The following is a 17,152-nucleotide window of genomic DNA, read 5'->3' on the forward strand; positions in this document are numbered from 1 at the left end:
AACGAGGTCGGCGGGCCGGGGCCCAGGAGCGTCGGACCGGGATCGGGTGACGATCGGCCGGGGACGGTCAGACGAGGTCGAACCGGTCCAGGTCCATGACCCGGGCCCACGCGGAGACGAAGTCCTTCACGAACTTCTCCTTCGCGTCGTCGCTCGCGTAGACCTCGGCCAGCGCGCGCAGCTCGGAGTTGGATCCGAAGACGAGGTCCGCGCGGGTGCCCGTCCACTTGACCTCGCCCGTGGCGGCGTCGCGGCCCTCGAACGTGGTCGCGTCCTCGGACGTCGCCGTCCACGCCGTCCCCATGTCGAGCAGGTTGACGAAGAAGTCGTTCGTCAGGGTGCCCGGGGTCGTGGTGAGGACACCGTGCGAGGACTGCTGGTGGTTCGCGCCCAGGACGCGGAGGCCACCGACGAGGACCGTCAGCTCGGGCGCGCTGAGGGTCAGCAGGTTGGCGCGGTCGACGAGCAGGTACTCGGCCGGGAGCCGGTTGCCCTTGCCCAGGTAGTTGCGGAAGCCGTCCGCCTGCGGCTCGAGCGCCGCGAAGGACTCCACGTCCGTCTGCTCCTGCGCCGCGTCCACCCGGCCCGGAGTGAACGGCACCTCGACGTCGAAGCCGCCGTCCTTGGCCGCCTTCTCGACGGCCGCGGAGCCCGCGAGCACGACCAGGTCGGCGATCGAGACCTTCTTGTCGCCGGCGGCGTCGAAGGAGGCCTTGACGCCCTCGAGGGTACGGAGCACCTGCGCCAGCTCGTCCGGGCCGTTGACCTCCCAGTTGCGCTGCGGCTCCAGGCGAATGCGGCCGCCGTTGGCGCCGCCGCGCTTGTCGCTGCCGCGGAAGGAGGAGGCGGAGGCCCAGGCCGCGGAGACCAGCTGCGCGACGGTGAGGTCCGAGCCGAGGATCTTCTCCTTGAGGGAGGCGATGTCCGCGGCGTCGAGGAGCTCGCCCTCGCGCGCCGGCAGCGGGTCCTGCCACAGGAGGACCTCGGAGGGGACCTCGGGGCCGAGGTAGCGGACGGCCGGGCCCATGTCACGGTGGGTCAGCTTGTACCAGGCACGGGCGAAGGCGTCCGCGAACTCCTGCGGGTTCTCGTAGAAGCGCCGCGAGATCTGCTCGTAGGCCGGGTCGAAGCGCAGCGAGAGGTCGGTGGTGAGCATCGTCGGCAGGTGCTTCTTCGACGCGTCGTGGGCGTCGGGGATGATCGCCTCGGCGTTCTTCGCCACCCACTGGTTCGCGCCGGCCGGGCTCTGGGTGAGCTCGTACTCGTACTCGAAGAGGTGCTTGAAGAAGTCGTTGCTCCACCGGGCGGGGGTCGTGGTCCAGGTGACCTCGAGACCGCTGGTGATCGAGTCGGCACCCTTGCCGGTGCCGTACGAGTTGGCCCAGCCGAAGCCCTGCGCCTCCAGCGGCGCGGCCTCGGGGTCGTCGCCGACGTTGTCCGCGGGGCCGGCGCCGTGGGCCTTGCCGAAGGTGTGGCCACCGGCGATGAGGGCGACCGTCTCCTCGTCGTTCATCGCCATGCGGCGGAACGTCTCGCGGATGTCGCGGGCCGCGGCGATCGGGTCCGGGTTGCCGTTGGGGCCCTCGGGGTTGACGTAGATGAGACCCATCTGGACCGCGCCGAGCGGGCTCTCCAGCTCGCGGTCGCCCGTGTAGCGCTCGTCGCCGAGCCAGGTGGTCTCGGGGCCCCAGTACACGTCCTCGTCGGCCTCCCAGACGTCGGCGCGGCCACCGGCGAAGCCGAAGGTCTCGAAGCCCATCGTCTCCAGGGCGACGTTGCCGGTGAGGATCATGAGGTCGGCCCAGGAGATGTTCTGGCCGTACTTCTTCTTCACGGGCCACAGCAGGCGGCGGGCCTTGTCCAGGTTGCCGTTGTCCGGCCAGCTGTTGAGCGGCGCGAAGCGCTGCTGTCCGGCGCCGGCGCCACCGCGGCCGTCGCTGATCCGGTAGGTGCCGGCGCTGTGCCAGGCCATGCGGATCATGAGCGGGCCGTAGTGACCGAAGTCGGCGGGCCACCAGTCCTGCGAGGTGGTGAGCACCTCGGCGATGTCACGCTTCACGGCCGCGAGGTCGAGGGCGTTGAAGGCCTCGGCGTAGTCGAACCCGTCACCGAGCGGGTTCCCCACGGCGGGGTTGGTGGCGAGGATCTTCAGGTTGAGCCGCTCCGGCCACCACTGGCGGTTGCCGCCGCCCTGGGTCGGGTGCGCGGCACGGCCGTGGGCCACCGGGCAGCCGCCCGTGCCCTCGGGCGCGGGGTCGGTGACGATGGCGTCGTGGTTCTCGGACATGCAAATCCTTCCGGACGGGGCGGATCGTGGTGCTCAGCCGGGGCGGGCACCAGCGGGGGACTTGCGCCCTACCGGAGCCGCGGTGTGCCTTGGCTATTGCCGGAACCGATCCTACGATGGACTCAGTCCAAGTCAAGAACCACGCCAACCATCCGAAGGGGTGCGCCCGAATGAGTGACCTGTTGGAGCGCCTGCGTGCGCGCGGCTGGCGGATGACGTCTCAACGGCGTGTCGTCGCGGAGGTGCTCGCCGGCGAGCATGTCCACCTCACGGCGGACGAGGTGCACGCGCGCGCCGTGGCGCGCCTGCCGGAGATCGCGCGGGCGACGGTCTACAACACCCTCGGCGAGCTGGTCGCCCTGGGGGAGGTGGTGGAGCTCTCCACGGACGGGCGGGCGAAGCGGTACGACCCGAACGCGCGCGTCCCGCACCAGCACCTGGTCTGCTCGGGCTGCGGCATCATCCGGGACGTCCACCCGGCGGGGGATCCGCTGGCCGTCCTGCCGTCCGCGGAGCGGTTCGGGTTCACCGTGTCGAAGGCCGACGTGACGTACCGGGGGATCTGCCCCGCCTGCGCCTGCGCCTGAGCCGGAGGTCGCGGGTGGCGGTGCGGGGAGCGGGGGCGTGAGCGGGTACGCGAAGAGCCCCTCCACCGTGTCGGTGGAGGGGCTCCTGTCGTGCGTGGTCCGCGCGCCCGACTAGTTCAGGGCGGCGAGCGCGTCGTCGTAGCTGGGCTCCTCGGCGATCTCGCCCACGAGCTGCGCGTGCAGGACCGTGTCGTTCTCGTCGAGGACGACGACGGCGCGGGCGGTCAGACCGGCCAGCGGGCCGTCCGCGATCTCCACGCCGTAGTTGGTGTGGAACTCGCGGCCGCGGAGCGTCGAGAGGTTCTTGACGTTCTCGAGGCCCTCGGCGCCGCAGAAGCGGGCCTGGGCGAAGGGGAGGTCGGCGGAGATGCAGAGCACCACCGTGTTGTCCAGCTCCGCGACCTTCTTGTTGAAGGCGCGGACGGAGGACGCGCACGTCGGGGTGTCGACGCTGGGGAAGATGTTGAGGACCTTGCGCTGACCGGCGTAGTCCTTGAGGGACTTGTCCGCGAGGCCCTCGGCGACGAGCGTGAAGTCAGGAGCCTGGCTTCCCGGGGTCGGCAGGGTGCCGTTGACCTGTACCGGGTTGCCCTTCAGCGTGACCTGGGCCATGGGGGATCTCCTTCGGACGAGGTAGGTGACAACGGAGGAATCGTACGGCGTGCCGCCTCACCCGCCGGACACCGCCGGTCGGCCGAGGCCGGTGAGGCCGGTCGGCAGTCGTTCACGGACATGAATGTGTGAGCGGTGGCTGGAGGTGGCTGAGCTGCCCGAATCGTTCATGCGGCACCCAACTCGGCACCTTGACGCCACTGGTTCAGACCTTTAGGTTCCACCCTCGACAGGTGTCGGCCGTTCACATATCTGAAGAAGGAGCAATCCCATGTCCATATGGCGCGATGGTTCGGATCCGAAGCGCAGTCGAAGGAGTGCGCTGCTCGCCGTCCCCCTGCTGGCCGCCTCCCTCCTTGCCGCACTCGTCGCGGGGCCCGGTGGTGGCCGTGCGGAGGCGGCCCCCACCACCTTCGTCCACCCCGGCGTCCTGGTCTCCCGGGGTCAGCTCGATTTCACCCGCGAACAGGTCAACGCCGGGGCGCAGCCCTGGAAGGGCGCCTATGACCGGATGATGGCGAGCAAGTACGCCTCGCTCTCCCGGGTGCCCAAACCCCGCTCGGTCGTCGAGTGCGGCTCGTACTCGAACCCGAACAACGGCTGCACCGACGAGCGCGAGGACGCCATCGCCGCCTACACGCTGTCCCTCGCCTGGTACGTGACGAGAGACAGCCGCTATGCCCAGAAGGCGATCGAGCTCATGGACGCCTGGTCCGGCGTGATCACGGACCACACCAATTCCAACGCCCCCCTGCAGACGGGCTGGGCCGGATCCTCCTGGCCGCGCGCCGCCGAGATCATCCGCTACACCTACACCGGCTGGCCCCAGGCCCGCGTCGACCGCTTCAAGACCATGCTGCGCACGGTCTACCTCCCCGAGGTCGCCAACGGCTCCCACTCCAACGGCAACTGGGAGCTCAGCATGACCGAGGCCGCCCTCGGCATCGCCGTCTTCCTGGAGGACCGCGCCGCCTACGACAAGGCCGTGGCCAAGTTCCGGGGCCGCGTCCCCGCGTACATCTACCTCGCGAGCGACGGCGCCCTGCCGAAGGCCGCGCCGGGCAGCGGTCTCGACTCGCGCGACGAGATCGTCCGGTACTGGCAGGGGCAGACCACCTTCGTCGACGGCCTCACCCAGGAGACCTGCCGCGACCTCACCCACACCGGCTACGGCCTGTCCGCCATCTCCCACATCGCCGAGACCAGCCGCATCCAGGGGCAGGACCTCTACCCCGAGGTCGCCGACCGGCTGCGTCACGCTCTCGGCCTCCACGCCAAGTACGAGCTCGGCGCGCCGGTCCCGAGCCAACTCTGCGGCGGCACCCTCAAGGACCACCTCGGGCCGGTCACGGAGGTGGGCTTCAACGCGCTCCATCACCGCATGGGCTACGGGATGACCAACACGCAGAGCCTGACCGAGTCCAGGCGGCCGGCGGGTACCGACAACCTCTTCGTCGCCTGGGAGACCCTCACCCACGCGGGCAACTCCCGTTGAGCGGGGTGCGCGAAGTGGTCCGTACCTCTTGACGCCCCCTTACCTCACTTCTTAAATCATGAGGGCGGCGAAGGCTCGTGTCATGTCATGCTCACGACATAGCATGCATGGCGCGGGCCCGCCTCCTCCCCCACACCCGACGGAAGTGAGAGTCATGCCCTCCGCCCGTTCCTCACGGCGCCCGCTGTTCACCGCCGTGACAGCCCTCGCCGTGGCCGCCGCGGCACTCGGTCTCGGCGCGACCGCCCCCGCCGGCGCCGCCCGGCCCGCCGAACGCGCCGCCGTCCTCCAGCCCGCCGCCGAGGCCGCCGCCGTCACCTTCTCCGACGACTTCGACGGCGCCGCGGGACTCCCCGCGGACGGCGCCCGGTGGCAGATCGAGACCGGCGACAACGTCAGCAACCACGAAAGGCAGTACTACACGGCCGGCAACCGCAACGCCGCGCTCGACGGCCAGGGCCACCTCGTGATCACCGCCCGCAAGGAGAACCCCGGCAACTACCAGTGCTGGTACGGCCGGTGCGAGTACACCTCGGCCCGGCTCAACACCGCCGGGAAGTTCACCACCCGGTACGGCCACGTGGAAGCCCGGATGAAGGTGCCCCGCGGGCAGGGCATGTGGCCCGCGTTCTGGATGCTGGGCAACGACCTCGGGCAGGTCGGCTGGCCCGCCTCGGGCGAGATCGACATCATGGAGAACGTCGGTTTCGAGCCCTCCACCGTGCACGGCACCCTGCACGGCCCCGGCTACTCCGGCTCCGGCGGCATCGGCGCCGGCTACACCCTGCCAGGCGGCCAGGCCTTCGCCGACGCCTTCCACACCTTCGCCGTCGACTGGTCGCCCGGAAAGATCACCTGGTCGGTCGACGGAACCGTCTACCAGACCCGTACGCCCGCCGACCTCGGCGGCCGCACCTGGGTCTTCGACAAGCCGTTCTTCCTCATCCTCAACCTCGCGGTCGGCGGCTACTGGCCCGGCGACCCGGACGGCTCGACCGCCTTCCCGCAGCAGCTCGTCGTCGACCACGTCCGCGTCACCACCGCGGACGGCCCGACCACCGGGGGGCCGATCACCGGCATCGCCGGCAAGTGCGTCGACGTGGCCGCGGCGAACAGCGCCAACGGCACCCCCGTCCAGCTCTACGACTGCAACGGAACCGGCGCCCAGCAGTGGACCGTGGGGGCCGACGGCACGATCCGCGCCCTCGGCAAGTGCCTCGACGTCACCTCCGCCGGTACGGCGGACGGCACCCCGGTCCAGCTGTGGGACTGCAACGGCAGCGGCGCCCAGCAGTGGACCGCCAACGCGGCCCGGGACATCGTCAACCTCGGCTCCGGCAAATGCCTGGACGCCACCGGCAACAGCTCCGCCAACGGCACCCGGCTGCAGATCTGGACCTGCGGCGGGGGCGCCAACCAGAAATGGACGGTGACCCGCTGACCGGCCGGCGCCGATGACGCGCTGACCTGCGGAGCCGTCGGTCGGCGACGGGGGCCGCCCGCCTAGGCTGTACCCGTGCCGCCCACTCCCCGCCTCCACCGCGTCGCCGTCCTCGTCCTCGAAGGAGCGAAGCCGCTCGACGTCGGCATCCCCGCGCAGGTCTTCACGACCCGCGCGAGCATGCCGTACGAGGTGCGGGTGTGCGGCGCGGAACCCGGGCTCGTCGCCGGGGGCGACGGCCTCTCCTACGCCGTCGCCCACGGCCTCGACGCCCTCGCCTGGGCCGACATCGTCTTCGTCCCCGGCTACCGGTTTCCCGACCGGGAAGACCCGCCGCGGGCCGTCGTCGAGGCGCTGATCGCGGCCCACGACCGCGGCGCGCGGCTCGCCGCCATCTCCACGGGCGCCTTCGCGCTCGCCGCCACCGGTCTGCTCGACGGCAAGCGCGCCACCACCCACTGGCACTACACCCAGGCGCTCGCGGCGAAACGCCCCCTCGTCCGAGTCGACGAGAACGTCCTCTTCGTCGACGAGGGGAGCGTGCTCACCTCCGCCGGCGCGGCGTCCGGCATCGACCTCTGTCTGCACATCCTGCGCGGCGACCTCGGCGTGGCCGCCGCCAACCACGCGGCCCGACGCCTGGTCGCCGCCCCCTACCGCAGCGGAGGGCAGGCACAGTACGTGCCGCGCAGCCTCCCCGAGCCGCTCGGTGAACGATTCGCCGCCACCCGCGAATGGGCGCTGCACCGGCTCGGCGAACCACTCACCCTCGACGTGCTGGCCGAGCACGCGGCGGTGTCGGCGCGCACGTTCTCCCGGCGTTTCGTCGAGGACACCGGATACACCCCCATGCAGTGGGTGATGCGGGCCCGCGTCGACCTCGCCAGGGAACTCCTGGAGCGCTCGGAGCGCAGCGTCGAGCAGATCGCCGCAGACGTCGGCCTCGGCACCGGCGCGAATCTGCGCATGCACTTCCAGCGCATCCTCGGCACCACGCCGAGCGAGTACCGGCGGACCTTCACCAAGGGGGAATGACCCCCAACGAGGTCTTGGCGCGATCCTTGCGGACCCTGGCGATCCCGCCTCTGTCAGGACCGTTCCCGCCGAGCGAACCTGGTGGCGACGCAGAAGTTGAAGGGACACCATTCATGACTCGCATCGCCATCAACGGATTCGGCCGCATCGGACGCAACGTGCTGCGCGCACTGCTCGAGCGCGACACCGACCTCGAGGTCGTGGCCGTCAACGACCTGACGGAGCCGACCGCCCTCGCGCGACTGCTCGCCTTCGACTCGACCTCGGGTCGCCTCGGCCGTCCCGTGAGCGTCGACGGCGACACCCTCGTCGTCGACGGCCACCGCATCAAGGTGCTCGCCGAGCGCGAGCCGGCGCAGCTTCCCTGGGCCGAGCTCGGCGTGGAGATCGTCCTCGAGGCGACCGGCCGCTTCACCAACGCCAAGGCCGCCCGCGCCCACATCGACGCCGGTGCCAAGCGCGTGCTCGTCAGCGCCCCCGCCGACGGTGCCGATGTCACGCTCGCGTACGGCGTCAACACCGACGCGTACGACGCGGAGCTGCACACGATCGTCTCGAACGCGTCCTGCACGACCAACGCCCTCGCGCCCCTCGCCAAGGTCCTCGACGACCTGGCCGGCATCGAGCACGGCTTCATGACGACGGTGCACGCCTACACGCAGGAGCAGAACCTGCAGGACGGCCCGCACCGCGACCCCCGTCGCGCCCGCGCCGCCGGCGTCAACATCGTTCCGACCTCGACCGGCGCCGCCAAGGCGATCGGCCACGTGCTGCCGAACCTGGACGGCAAGCTGTCGGGCGACTCGATCCGCGTTCCGGTCCCGGTCGGCTCGATCGTCGAGCTCAACACGACCGTCGCCCGCGACGTGAGCCGTGAGGACGTCCTGGAGGCGTACCGCGCCGCCGCGGCCGGCCCGCTCGCCGGTGTCCTGGAGTACTCGGAGGACGCGCTGGTCTCCTCCGACATCACGGGCAACCCGGCCTCGTCGATCTTCGACTCGGAGCTCACCCGCGTCGAGGGTCGCCACATCAAGGTCGTCGCCTGGTACGACAACGAGTGGGGCTTCTCGAACCGCGTGATCGACACGCTCCAGCTGCTGGCCCGCTGATCCGGACGCCGGTACCCGGCACCGCCACCGCACGTCGCCCTCGCCGAACCACGGATTCGGCGGGGGCGACGTGCGTTCGCGCGGGTGCGGGGGAGTGCCGAGCCCTGGGCAGATGCCCACACGGGCGGCGCGAGGTCTGGGCTCCTGCGGACAGACACGCGACCCCGCGAGCTCGATCATGGCCTGGTCACGCTTGCGAGGACGCGCAACGTGCCGGATCCGTAAAGGAGTTCGTATGCCAGGGAGAACGAGTCGTGTGCTCGGCGGCCTTCTGCTCGCCGCCGTGACGGCCGTGTGCACCGCGCCGGGCACGGCAGGTGCTTCCGTCGCCACGGGGGCCGCGGGCACCATTCCGTCCGTCGGCACCGACTGGGGCCGGACGGGCCCGTACGAGGTGAGCGTCGACATCGAGGCGGTGCACACCTTCTACTACCCGCGGACCATGGGGCAGTCGGGCGAGCGCCATCCGGTGATCATCTGGGGCAACGGTACGGGCGCCGTGCCCGGCGTCTACAGCTCGCTGCTGCGCCACTGGGCGAGCCAGGGCTTCATCGTGGCCGCCGCCAACACCCCGACGTCGAACTTCGCGATCAGCATGCGCGCGGGGATCGACGTACTGGAGCACCGGAACGCCGACAGTTCCAGCGCGTTCCACGGCAAGGTCGACCTGGAGCACATCGCCTCCGCCGGCCACTCGCAGGGCGGAGCGGCCGCGATCAACGCGGCCGTCGACCCGCGGGTCGACACCGCCGTCCCGATCCAGCCCGGTCCGCTGACCGATCCGGACCTGATGGACGAGCCCGTCCTCTACCTGGCGGGCCAGCGCGACCTGACCGTGTGGCCCGCCCTGGTGAAGGCCCTGTACCGGGACACGGACCACGCCCCCGCCGTCTACGGCGAGGTCCGCGGCGCCGGGCACCTCGACTCCATCGGTGACGGCGGGGACTTCCGCGCCCCGACGACCGCCTGGCTCCGCTTCTGGCTGCTCGGCGACGAGAACGCCCGAGGGGAGTTCTTCGGCCCCGGGTGCGGCTACTGCGTCGACAGTGACCTGTGGTCGGGCTGGGACCGCAACGCCGAGGCGCTCCGGATTCCCGGACCTGCCGCCTGACGTCGCCTCCGCGCGCTCGACCGGCTCCGGGCCGGCCCTCCGGCGAGGGCCCGTCCCGGAGCCGTGTCGCTACCCGGCATCAGCGGCGCACGGCCCGCATCAGGAGGGCGGCGCCGAGGACCGGGACGCCCAGCGAGAACACCAGGATCAGCAGGACCTCCATCGGCCCGATCCGGGACGCGTCCCCGAGCAGCGCGCCCAGGAACGCCACGACGGGCACGGCCACGCCGGTGGCGGTTCCGACGAGCTTCTGGCGGCTCCCCCACTGGGGCGCGCCCCACAGCAGCACCAGGGCGACGATCAGGGCGATCGCCCCGACGTACGGGTTGAGCACGAGGAGCACTCCGGAGACGCCGAGGAGGATCGCGGTCGGCTTGGTGCGGCCGGCCCCGTGCGCGGCCGCACCGGCCGCACCGGCCGACGGCTCCTCGGCGAGGGCGGAGGCGGCCACGGTGCGGGGCTCACCGAGCTCGGCCAGGACCGCGCGGAGCTGCTCGTCGTTCTCCGCGCCGCTGACCTCGATGTGCTCGCGCAGGTCCGCGAGGAGCTCGGCCCTGCGCTCGGCGGGGAGTTCGGCGGTCTCGCGGGCGACGTCGTCGAGGTAGGCGGTGACGAGCGGGTGGTGGTCGGTGGTGTTCATGCGGAGTCCCCCTGCGGGTCGGTGAGGAAGTGGTCGACGGCGTCCCGGAACAGTGGCCATGCCTGGGCGAATTCGGCGAGGGAGGCCCGGCCGGTGCCGGTGAGCGTGTAGTAGCGGCGCGGCGGTCCGCTGGGGGAGTCGCGCAGCTCGGTGTCGACGAGGCCTTCGCGCCGCAGTCGCGACAGAAGGGGGTAGATCGTGCCCTGGCTGGTGGTCATGACGCTGACCGCGGAGAGCTCGGTGACGAGCTCGACACCGTACTTCGGCTCGTCCCTGAGCAGTGCGAGGACGCAGTACTCCAGCACTCCCTTGCGGAGCTGGCTGGGGACTCTGTCTCCCGCCTCGTTCATTGCGTTACCAGGAACCATGCAATGCAAGATACCGAGGCGAGGGGCCCGCGACAAGCCCGGCCCCCGGGAGTGGATTCCACCCCCGGGGGCCGGGCCGCCGTCCTTCGGTACCGCCGTCGGTCAGCCCGCGGCCCGGTACGCCGCCGTCAGTCTGCCGACCGCGCCCGCGAGATCACCCGTGAGCAGCAGATGATCCGCGTCGGCGAACGGCTTCGCGGTCGCCTCCGTGATGTTCTGGCCGATCTTCTTCTGGGCGATCAGCCGCGCCGCCGCGACGAGTTTCCGGCCCTCGGGGGAGGTGCCCCGTCCGACCGCCTGGAGCGCCTTGGCGGCGACACCCAGCGCCCGCAGCGCGGGTTCCCCGCCGGACGGTGCCGGGGTGAGGGTGGTCAGCCCCCAGCCGTACGGGTACTGCGGGTCGTAGCTGCTGTCACCGACGTTGAGGGGCAGCTGCGCCTCCGACTTCGGCCAGGTCACCGGCAGCTGGCCGGTGAACGGCCGCTTGCCGTAGAGGACGTCGGCGACCCCGTCGCCCTCCGTGCCGGGCAGCCAGGACGCGACCAGCGCGTCGACGGCCGGCAGCCTGTCACCCATCAGCTGGGGACGGCCGGACACGACCAGGACCGCGCAGGGCATCGCCGCGCAGACCTTGTCCACCGCCGCCTTGTCGGCGGCCGTCAGCTCCAGGTCGTTGCCGTTGCCGACGTCGCCGAACCCCTCGGCGTACGGGGTCTCGCCGACCACCACCACACCGACGTCATAGCCGTCGGTCGCGGCCGAGGCGTCCTTCGACCAGGCGATGTCGGCACCCGGCGCGGCCTTGCGCATACCTTCGAGGATCGTCGTCCCGGTCGTCGTACGCCCGGAGGAGCCCTGCCAGCTGATGGTCCAGCCGCCGGCCTGGTTGCCGAGGTCGTCGGCGTTCGACCCTGCCACGTACACCTTCTGGGAGGGCTTCAGCGGCAGGACGGAGCCCTCGTTCTTGAGGAGGACCTGCGACTTCGCGACGGCCTCCCGCGCCACCGCGCGGTGCGCGGCCGAACCGATCGACGACAGGTTCGTGGTGTCCGCGTACGGCTTCTCGAAGAGGCCGAGGCGGAACTTCTGGGTCAGGATGCGGGCCACGGCGTCGTCGATCCGCGCGGTGGGGATCCGGCCGGCCTCGACCTCGGAGGTGAGGGTCCGGGTGAAGTCCTGGTAGTTCGTCGGCACCATGATCATGTCGAGACCGGCGTTGATCGAGGTGCGCACATCGCTGGGGTAGTCGCCGGGGATCTGGTCGATGGCCTGCCAGTCGCTGATGACGAAGCCCTCGAAGCCCATGCGGTCCTTGAGGACGCCGTTGATCATCTCGGCGTTGGCGTGCATCTTCACCGGACCCTGCTCGTCCCCGAGGATGTCGAGCGAGGAGTACGAGGGCATGACCGTGCCCGTACCGCGCTTCACAGCCTCCGCGAACGGCGCCAGGTGCACGGCCTCCAGCTCGTCGCGGGTGACCCTGGTGACGCCCTGGTCGATCGTGTAGGAACCGGTGGTCGAGGAGCCGAAGGCGGTGCCGCCGTCGCCCACGAAGTGCTTGGCGCTGGTCAGGACCTTGTCGTTGCGGTCGAGGTCCTTGCCGTTCCGGGCGCCCTGCATGCCGTTGATGACGGTCTCCATGGCGGTGACGAGGGCCGGGTCCTCGCCGAAGGCCTCGTAGGACCGTCCCCAGCGCTCGTCGCGGGTCACGCAGAGGCACGGGGCGAAGTCCCAGGGAACACCGGTGGCCCGTACCTCCTTCGCGGTGACGGCTCCGGTCCGGGCGGCCAGCTCCGGGTCACGCCCGGCGCCGATGCCGATGTTGTGCGGCATGATCGTCGCGCCGATGACGTTGTTGTGGCCGTGGACCGCGTCCACGCCGTAGATCAGCGGGATCTGGTAGCGGGTGGCCTGGGCGCGCAGCTGGTACGCGTCGACCATCGCGGACCAGGCCTCGGGCGTGTTGGGGGTGGGCACCGAACCGCCGCCGGAGAGCAGGGAGCCGAGGGCGTATCCGGCGATGTCGCCCTGGCCCCGCAGCGCGTTGCGCTCGGCCTGCGTCATCTGGCCGACCTTCTCCGCCAGGGACATCCGGGAGAGCAGATCGGTGACGCGCTTGCGTACGGGCAGCCGCTTGTCGAGGTACGGGAGCCCGTGCGCGTTCACCACGACCAGCGGGGTCTCCGCCGGCGCCTTGGCGCCGTCGACCGTCAGCCGCAGCGGAATCGTCTCGGCGGCTTCGGCGGAACCGTCCTTCAGGGTCGGAACCGTGATCGAGCGCGTCGTACCGGAGGCCGTTCCGGCGGGGAACACCACACTGCCCGTGACCGGGCGGTAGTCCTTCCCCGGCTCGGCGCTGCCGCCGCTCTCCGTCTCGTACGTCACGGTGACGGGCTCACCGGTCGGTCCGGAGCCGGTGGTCGCCACCGAGACGTCGACCCGGGCGCTGCCGCCCTCGTCGACGGGATGCACGACGGACCGGGTGATCACCTTGGTGTTCAGCGTGGGCTCGGCCGTGCCGTACAGCTCCACGCCGTCGAGGGCGAACGCCCCGGGGCCACCGGTCGGGAGCGTGACGGCGTACCCCCACATCCGGTCGAGTCCGAGGATCTGGTCGATCCCGCCGACGGGCTGGTAGTCCGCCCGGTACTGGAACGTGGAGAACGGGATCTCCACGAGGTGCCAGCCCTCCCAGTCGTCGGTGAAGGAGGTCGTCCACAGTTCGGAGGCCTCGCCGTTCGCGCCGCCGTCCTTGATCTCCAGGGCGATCCGCTTGCCCGAGCCGGGCGGAAGCGGGGCGGTGTTCTGGCCGTACCACCAGAACCGGATGCCCTTGTAGGCGGTCCAGTCGTGGGCCGGCCGGTCGAAGGCGAAGTCGTGGGTGAAGCCTCCCCAGCCGTCGATGTCGTAGCGGCCTTCGAGGACCTTGCCGCCCTCGGGCGCGTCGGCGCGCTCCGTGAGCTCCAGCTTCGGGTGGGACGCGGTGGCGTTGCCCCAGGTGAAAAGGCCTTCGGCGGGCGGCGCCGCGAAGGGGACCTCACCCTCGAACCGGTCGACGACGCGGGGTGCGGGTTCCTGGGCGGCGGCGCTCGGCAGACCGCCGGTGAGCAGGCCGGTGAGTACGGCGGTCGCGGCGACGACCGCCGCGCTCACCGTCCTTCGGGGACGTGCGGATGGCATGCGGGCTCCTTGGGACAGGCGATGACCTGTCGGAGGGGTCGTGTCGGGGGTGATCAGGCGGAGGTCAGGCCGCGTTGTGGGTCCACTTCTGGTTGGCCCCGCCGGTGCAGGTCCAGATCTGTGCCCGTGTCCCGTCGGCGGAGGAATTGCCGGTGATGTCCAAGCACTTGTTCGCACCGGTGTTCACCACGTCGTGCGTGGTGGCGTTGTACGTCCAGCGCTGCGCCGCGGTGCCGTTGCAGTTGTACAGCTGGACCTGGGCGCCGTCGGCGGTCGAACCACCGGTGACGTCGAGACATTTGCCGAGCGCGCGCACACTGCCGTCGGCGCCGAGCGTCCAGCGCTGCGCCGTGGTGCCGTTGCAGCCGTACAGCTGGACGGGGGTGCCGTCGGCGGTGGCGCCGCCGGCCACGTCCAGACACTTCCCGGCCAGGCCGGTCAGCGTTCCCGCCCCCGCCTCGCCGCCCGTCGACCCCGACCAGGTGAAGGTCGCGGTGGTACGCGCGGGCAGGGTGTACGTGAAGGACTGGTTGCCCCAGTCGACCCGGACGGACTGGGCGGAGGTGCCGCCGTTGTGGGCGATGAGCGCCTTCGAGCCGTCGGAGTTGCGCCAGGCCACGTTCTGGACCGTGCTGTTCGCGGTGGAGGCGATGCGGTACGCCCCGGGGCGGACGAACTTCGTGAGGTGACCGGTCGTGTAGTACTCGACCGTGTAGTCGACCTGTCCGGCCCGGGCCCCGCCCTCCTGCACGGTGACGAGACCGGTGCAGGTGCCGCAGCCGCCGTTGTGCGGGCCCATGCTCTGGTTGAGCCCGAGGCTCCACTTCACCAGGCTGCCGCTCCAGTTGCGGGCGTAGTTCACGATGTCGCTCAGGTCCTCGTTGTGCTGGTTCCCGATCCAGGTGCCGCCCGAGTGCTCGGTGCTGAACTGCTTCACCGACGGGTACTGGTTGTGGACCTGGGTCCCCACGGCAGGGTCACCGGCGTAGCCGTGCCAGGCGATGCCACCGAACAGCGGGTCGTTGCGCACCCCCGCGTCGTTCAGGATGCCGGCGCCGAAGTTGGCGTAGTCGCCGTAGTTCCAGTCGTGCACCAGGACCTTGGTGGTGATGCCCGCGGCCCGGAAGGCCGGGTAGACGTGGTTCTTGGTGAACTCGACGAGCCCGGCCGGGTTCCAGCTCATGCCCGGGTAGTTCATGGCGGTCGGGTTGCCGGCCTGACAGCAGTTCGGCTCGTTCTGGACGGAGAGGTAGTCGACCTTCACCCCGGCGGCCTGGTAGCTCTGCACGTACTTGACCAGGTACTGGGCGTACAGCGGGTAGTACTCCGCCTTCAGCCAGCCCATCTGGTCCATCCGGCCGTTGTCCTTCATCCAGCCCGGGGCGCTCCACGGCACACCCTTGACGCGGAGGGCCGGGTTGAGCTGCTTGGCCTGGACGGTCAGTGCCCGGACGGCGCTGTCGTAGCCGTTGGTGCCGAAGTCGTTCAGGTCGCAGCAGGTGTCGTCGAGGGAGACGTGTCCGGGCCGGGAGAGGTCGGAGGCGCCGATGGGGTTGCGGACGAAGGACAGCCCGATGCCGTCGGTGGGGGAGAACAGCTTGCGCATCACCTCGTCACGGGTGGCGGCGCTGACGGCTCCACCGCGCAGCAGATGGGCGGTGGTGTCGGTGATCGAGGCCCCGCCGCCCTCGAACTGCTGGTACGTGGTGTTCTCGTCGACGGTGATCGTGTGGTTCGCGCTGCCGCCGGCCGGGCCGAAGGCGAGGGGCGCCTGCTGGGCCAGCCCGCGGGTGACGGTGCGGCCGCCCGAGTCGGACGTGGTGGTCAGCCAGACGTCGACCCGTTCACCGGCGGCCTGCGCGGTGCCCGGTCCGGTGAGGACCAGGCTGCTCGCGACGAGGACGCCCGCGGTGAGTGCGGTCAGTGGCCGGAGCCGGCGGGTGCGCGAGCCGCCGTCCGCTCGCTGCCTCGGCCTCCCCGCTCCTCGCCGGAGAATCGTGCGTACACGCATGCGTGTGGTATGCACCTGACAACCCTTTCGCCGTCTCGCGCCCAACGGGCAACAGCAGCAAGCCTTTTATCAAGCCCTGAAGTTATGAGGCCCACTTCTGCCCGTCAACCCTTCAAGCGTTGTCGGCTCTCACGGGTCGAGAGCGTCGGCCGCAAGGAGGCGCCGGTGACGCAACTCGCTTGCGAGGTCCGCGATACTCTTGCGTTCATGACGCGACGACTTGCTCAAGTGGCCAAGAAGGTGGGAGTCAGCGAGGCGACGGTCAGCCGTGTCCTCAACGGAAAGCCCGGTGTCTCCGAGGCGACACGGCAGTCCGTCCTCACCGCGCTCGACGTGCTCGGTTACGAGCGGCCCACACAGCTGCGGGGCGAGCGCGCCCGGCTGGTCGGCCTCGTGCTGCCGGAGCTGCAGAACCCCATCTTCCCCGCGTTCGCGGAGGTGATCGGCGGCGCCCTCGCCCAGCAGGGTCTGACCCCGGTCCTGTGCACACAGACCAAGGGCGGTGTCTCCGAGGCGGACTACGTGGACCTCCTCCTCCAGCAGCAGGTGTCCGGAGTGGTCTTCGCCGGTGGCCTGTTCGCGCAGGCGGACGCGCCGCACGACCACTACCACCAGCTCGCGGAGCGCAACATCCCGGTGGTCCTGATCAACGCCTCCATCAAGGGGCTCAACTTCCCCTGCGTCTCCTGCGACGACGCCGTCGCCGTCGAGCAGGCCTGGCGCCACCTCGCCTCCCTCGGGCACGAGCGGATCGGCCTCGTCCTCGGCCCCGGCGACCACGTCCCCTCGCGCCGCAAGCTCGAAGCGGCCCGCGCCGTGGCCGAGGCCGCCGGTGGTTCGCTCCCCGACGAGTACATCGTGCGGTCGATCTTCTCGCTCGAAGGGGGCCAGGCCGCGGCCACCCGCCTCCTGGACCGGGGCGTCACCGGAATCGTGTGCGCCAGCGATCCGCTCGCCCTCGGTGCCATCAGGGCCGCACGCCGCCGCGGCCTCTCGGTGCCCGCGCAGGTGTCGGTCATCGGCTTCGACGACTCCGCCTTCATGAACTGCACCGAACCGCCGCTCTCCACCGTGCGCCAGCCCATCGAGGCGATGGGGCGGGCCGCCGTCGAGCTGCTCTGCGCCCAGATCTCGGGCACCCAGACGGACCCCGGCGAGCTCCTCTTCGAGCCCGAACTGGTGGTGCGCGGATCGACGGCTCCGCCGCCGGCGGCCTGACGGTTTCTCCGCTTCGTTCCTCGGCTCCGGCGCCGGGGGAGGCCCACCCGGCCTCCCC

The 17,152-nt window shown here is 71.0% G+C and carries 13 protein-coding genes; 7 read left to right on the top strand and 6 right to left on the bottom strand.

Annotated elements, in window-relative coordinates; all coding sequences use genetic code 11:
* Nucleotides 1–67 precede the first annotated feature (67 nt).
* Nucleotides 68–2,287, bottom strand: coding sequence for a catalase/peroxidase HPI (gene katG / locus IE311_RS35925; RefSeq protein ID WP_189836107.1), 2,220 nt, complete (start codon nt 2,285–2,287; stop codon nt 68–70).
* A gap of 170 nt (nt 2,288–2,457) precedes the next feature.
* Here katG and IE311_RS35930 point away from each other — a divergent pair, with 170 nt between their 5' ends.
* Nucleotides 2,458–2,874, top strand: a complete 417-nt coding sequence (locus IE311_RS35930; protein ID WP_189836108.1) for a Fur family transcriptional regulator — start codon at nt 2,458–2,460, stop codon at nt 2,872–2,874.
* A 111-nt stretch (nt 2,875–2,985) separates the two neighbouring features.
* On the opposite strand, the gene tpx is transcribed toward IE311_RS35930, so the two are convergent.
* The gene (gene tpx, locus IE311_RS35935) at nt 2,986–3,486 is read right to left on the bottom strand and encodes a thiol peroxidase (RefSeq protein ID WP_189836109.1); all 501 of its coding nucleotides are present in this window, start codon (nt 3,484–3,486) and stop codon (nt 2,986–2,988) included.
* Nucleotides 3,487–3,757: 271 nt separating this feature from the next.
* Between tpx and IE311_RS35940 the strand changes: the two genes are divergently transcribed.
* The 5 genes from IE311_RS35940 to IE311_RS35960 all read left to right on the top strand — a co-directional run bounded on the left by IE311_RS35940 (nt 3,758) and on the right by IE311_RS35960 (nt 9,677).
* On the top strand, nt 3,758–4,981 hold the full coding sequence (locus IE311_RS35940) for an alginate lyase family protein (RefSeq protein WP_189836110.1): 1,224 nt from the start codon (nt 3,758–3,760) through the stop codon (nt 4,979–4,981).
* A gap of 154 nt (nt 4,982–5,135) precedes the next feature.
* Entirely contained in the window at nt 5,136–6,422 is a 1,287-nt protein-coding gene (locus IE311_RS35945; protein WP_189836111.1) for a glycoside hydrolase family 16 protein, read from the top strand.
* Between the two features lie 75 nt (nt 6,423–6,497).
* Nucleotides 6,498–7,457, top strand: a complete 960-nt coding sequence (locus IE311_RS35950; RefSeq protein ID WP_189836112.1) for a GlxA family transcriptional regulator — start codon at nt 6,498–6,500, stop codon at nt 7,455–7,457.
* Between the two features lie 113 nt (nt 7,458–7,570).
* Entirely contained in the window at nt 7,571–8,566 is a 996-nt protein-coding gene (gene gap / locus IE311_RS35955) for a type I glyceraldehyde-3-phosphate dehydrogenase (RefSeq protein WP_189836113.1), read from the top strand.
* 235 nt (nt 8,567–8,801) lie between these two features.
* A complete protein-coding gene (locus IE311_RS35960; protein ID WP_189836114.1) occupies nt 8,802–9,677 on the top strand; it encodes an alpha/beta hydrolase family protein in 876 nt (291 codons plus the stop codon).
* Nucleotides 9,678–9,756: 79 nt separating this feature from the next.
* Here IE311_RS35960 and IE311_RS35965 read toward each other — a convergent pair whose 3' ends face one another.
* From IE311_RS35965 to IE311_RS35980, 4 genes are all read right to left on the bottom strand, one after another.
* Nucleotides 9,757–10,317, bottom strand: coding sequence for an HAAS signaling domain-containing protein (locus tag IE311_RS35965; protein WP_189836115.1), 561 nt, complete (start codon nt 10,315–10,317; stop codon nt 9,757–9,759).
* Nucleotides 10,314–10,685, bottom strand: a complete 372-nt coding sequence (locus tag IE311_RS35970; RefSeq protein ID WP_189836116.1) for a PadR family transcriptional regulator — start codon at nt 10,683–10,685, stop codon at nt 10,314–10,316. Before IE311_RS35970 ends, IE311_RS35965 begins: the two co-directional genes overlap by 4 nt.
* A gap of 102 nt (nt 10,686–10,787) precedes the next feature.
* Nucleotides 10,788–13,865: a glycoside hydrolase family 3 protein gene (locus IE311_RS35975; RefSeq protein ID WP_189836117.1), complete on the bottom strand. Its 3,078-nt coding sequence runs from the start codon at nt 13,863–13,865 to the stop codon at nt 10,788–10,790.
* A 64-nt stretch (nt 13,866–13,929) separates the two neighbouring features.
* Nucleotides 13,930–15,876, bottom strand: a complete 1,947-nt coding sequence (locus IE311_RS35980) for a lectin (RefSeq protein WP_229902377.1) — start codon at nt 15,874–15,876, stop codon at nt 13,930–13,932.
* A gap of 207 nt (nt 15,877–16,083) precedes the next feature.
* Between IE311_RS35980 and IE311_RS35985 the strand changes: the two genes are divergently transcribed.
* Nucleotides 16,084–17,094 carry a LacI family DNA-binding transcriptional regulator gene (locus IE311_RS35985; RefSeq protein ID WP_189836118.1) on the top strand — a complete coding sequence of 337 codons (1,011 nt, stop codon included), beginning with the start codon at nt 16,084–16,086 and terminating at the stop codon, nt 17,092–17,094.
* The last annotated feature ends 58 nt before the right edge of the window (nt 17,095–17,152 follow it).

Source organism: Streptomyces zaomyceticus (genome assembly GCF_014656215.1).
Lineage (GTDB): Bacteria > Actinomycetota > Actinomycetes > Streptomycetales > Streptomycetaceae > Streptomyces > Streptomyces zaomyceticus.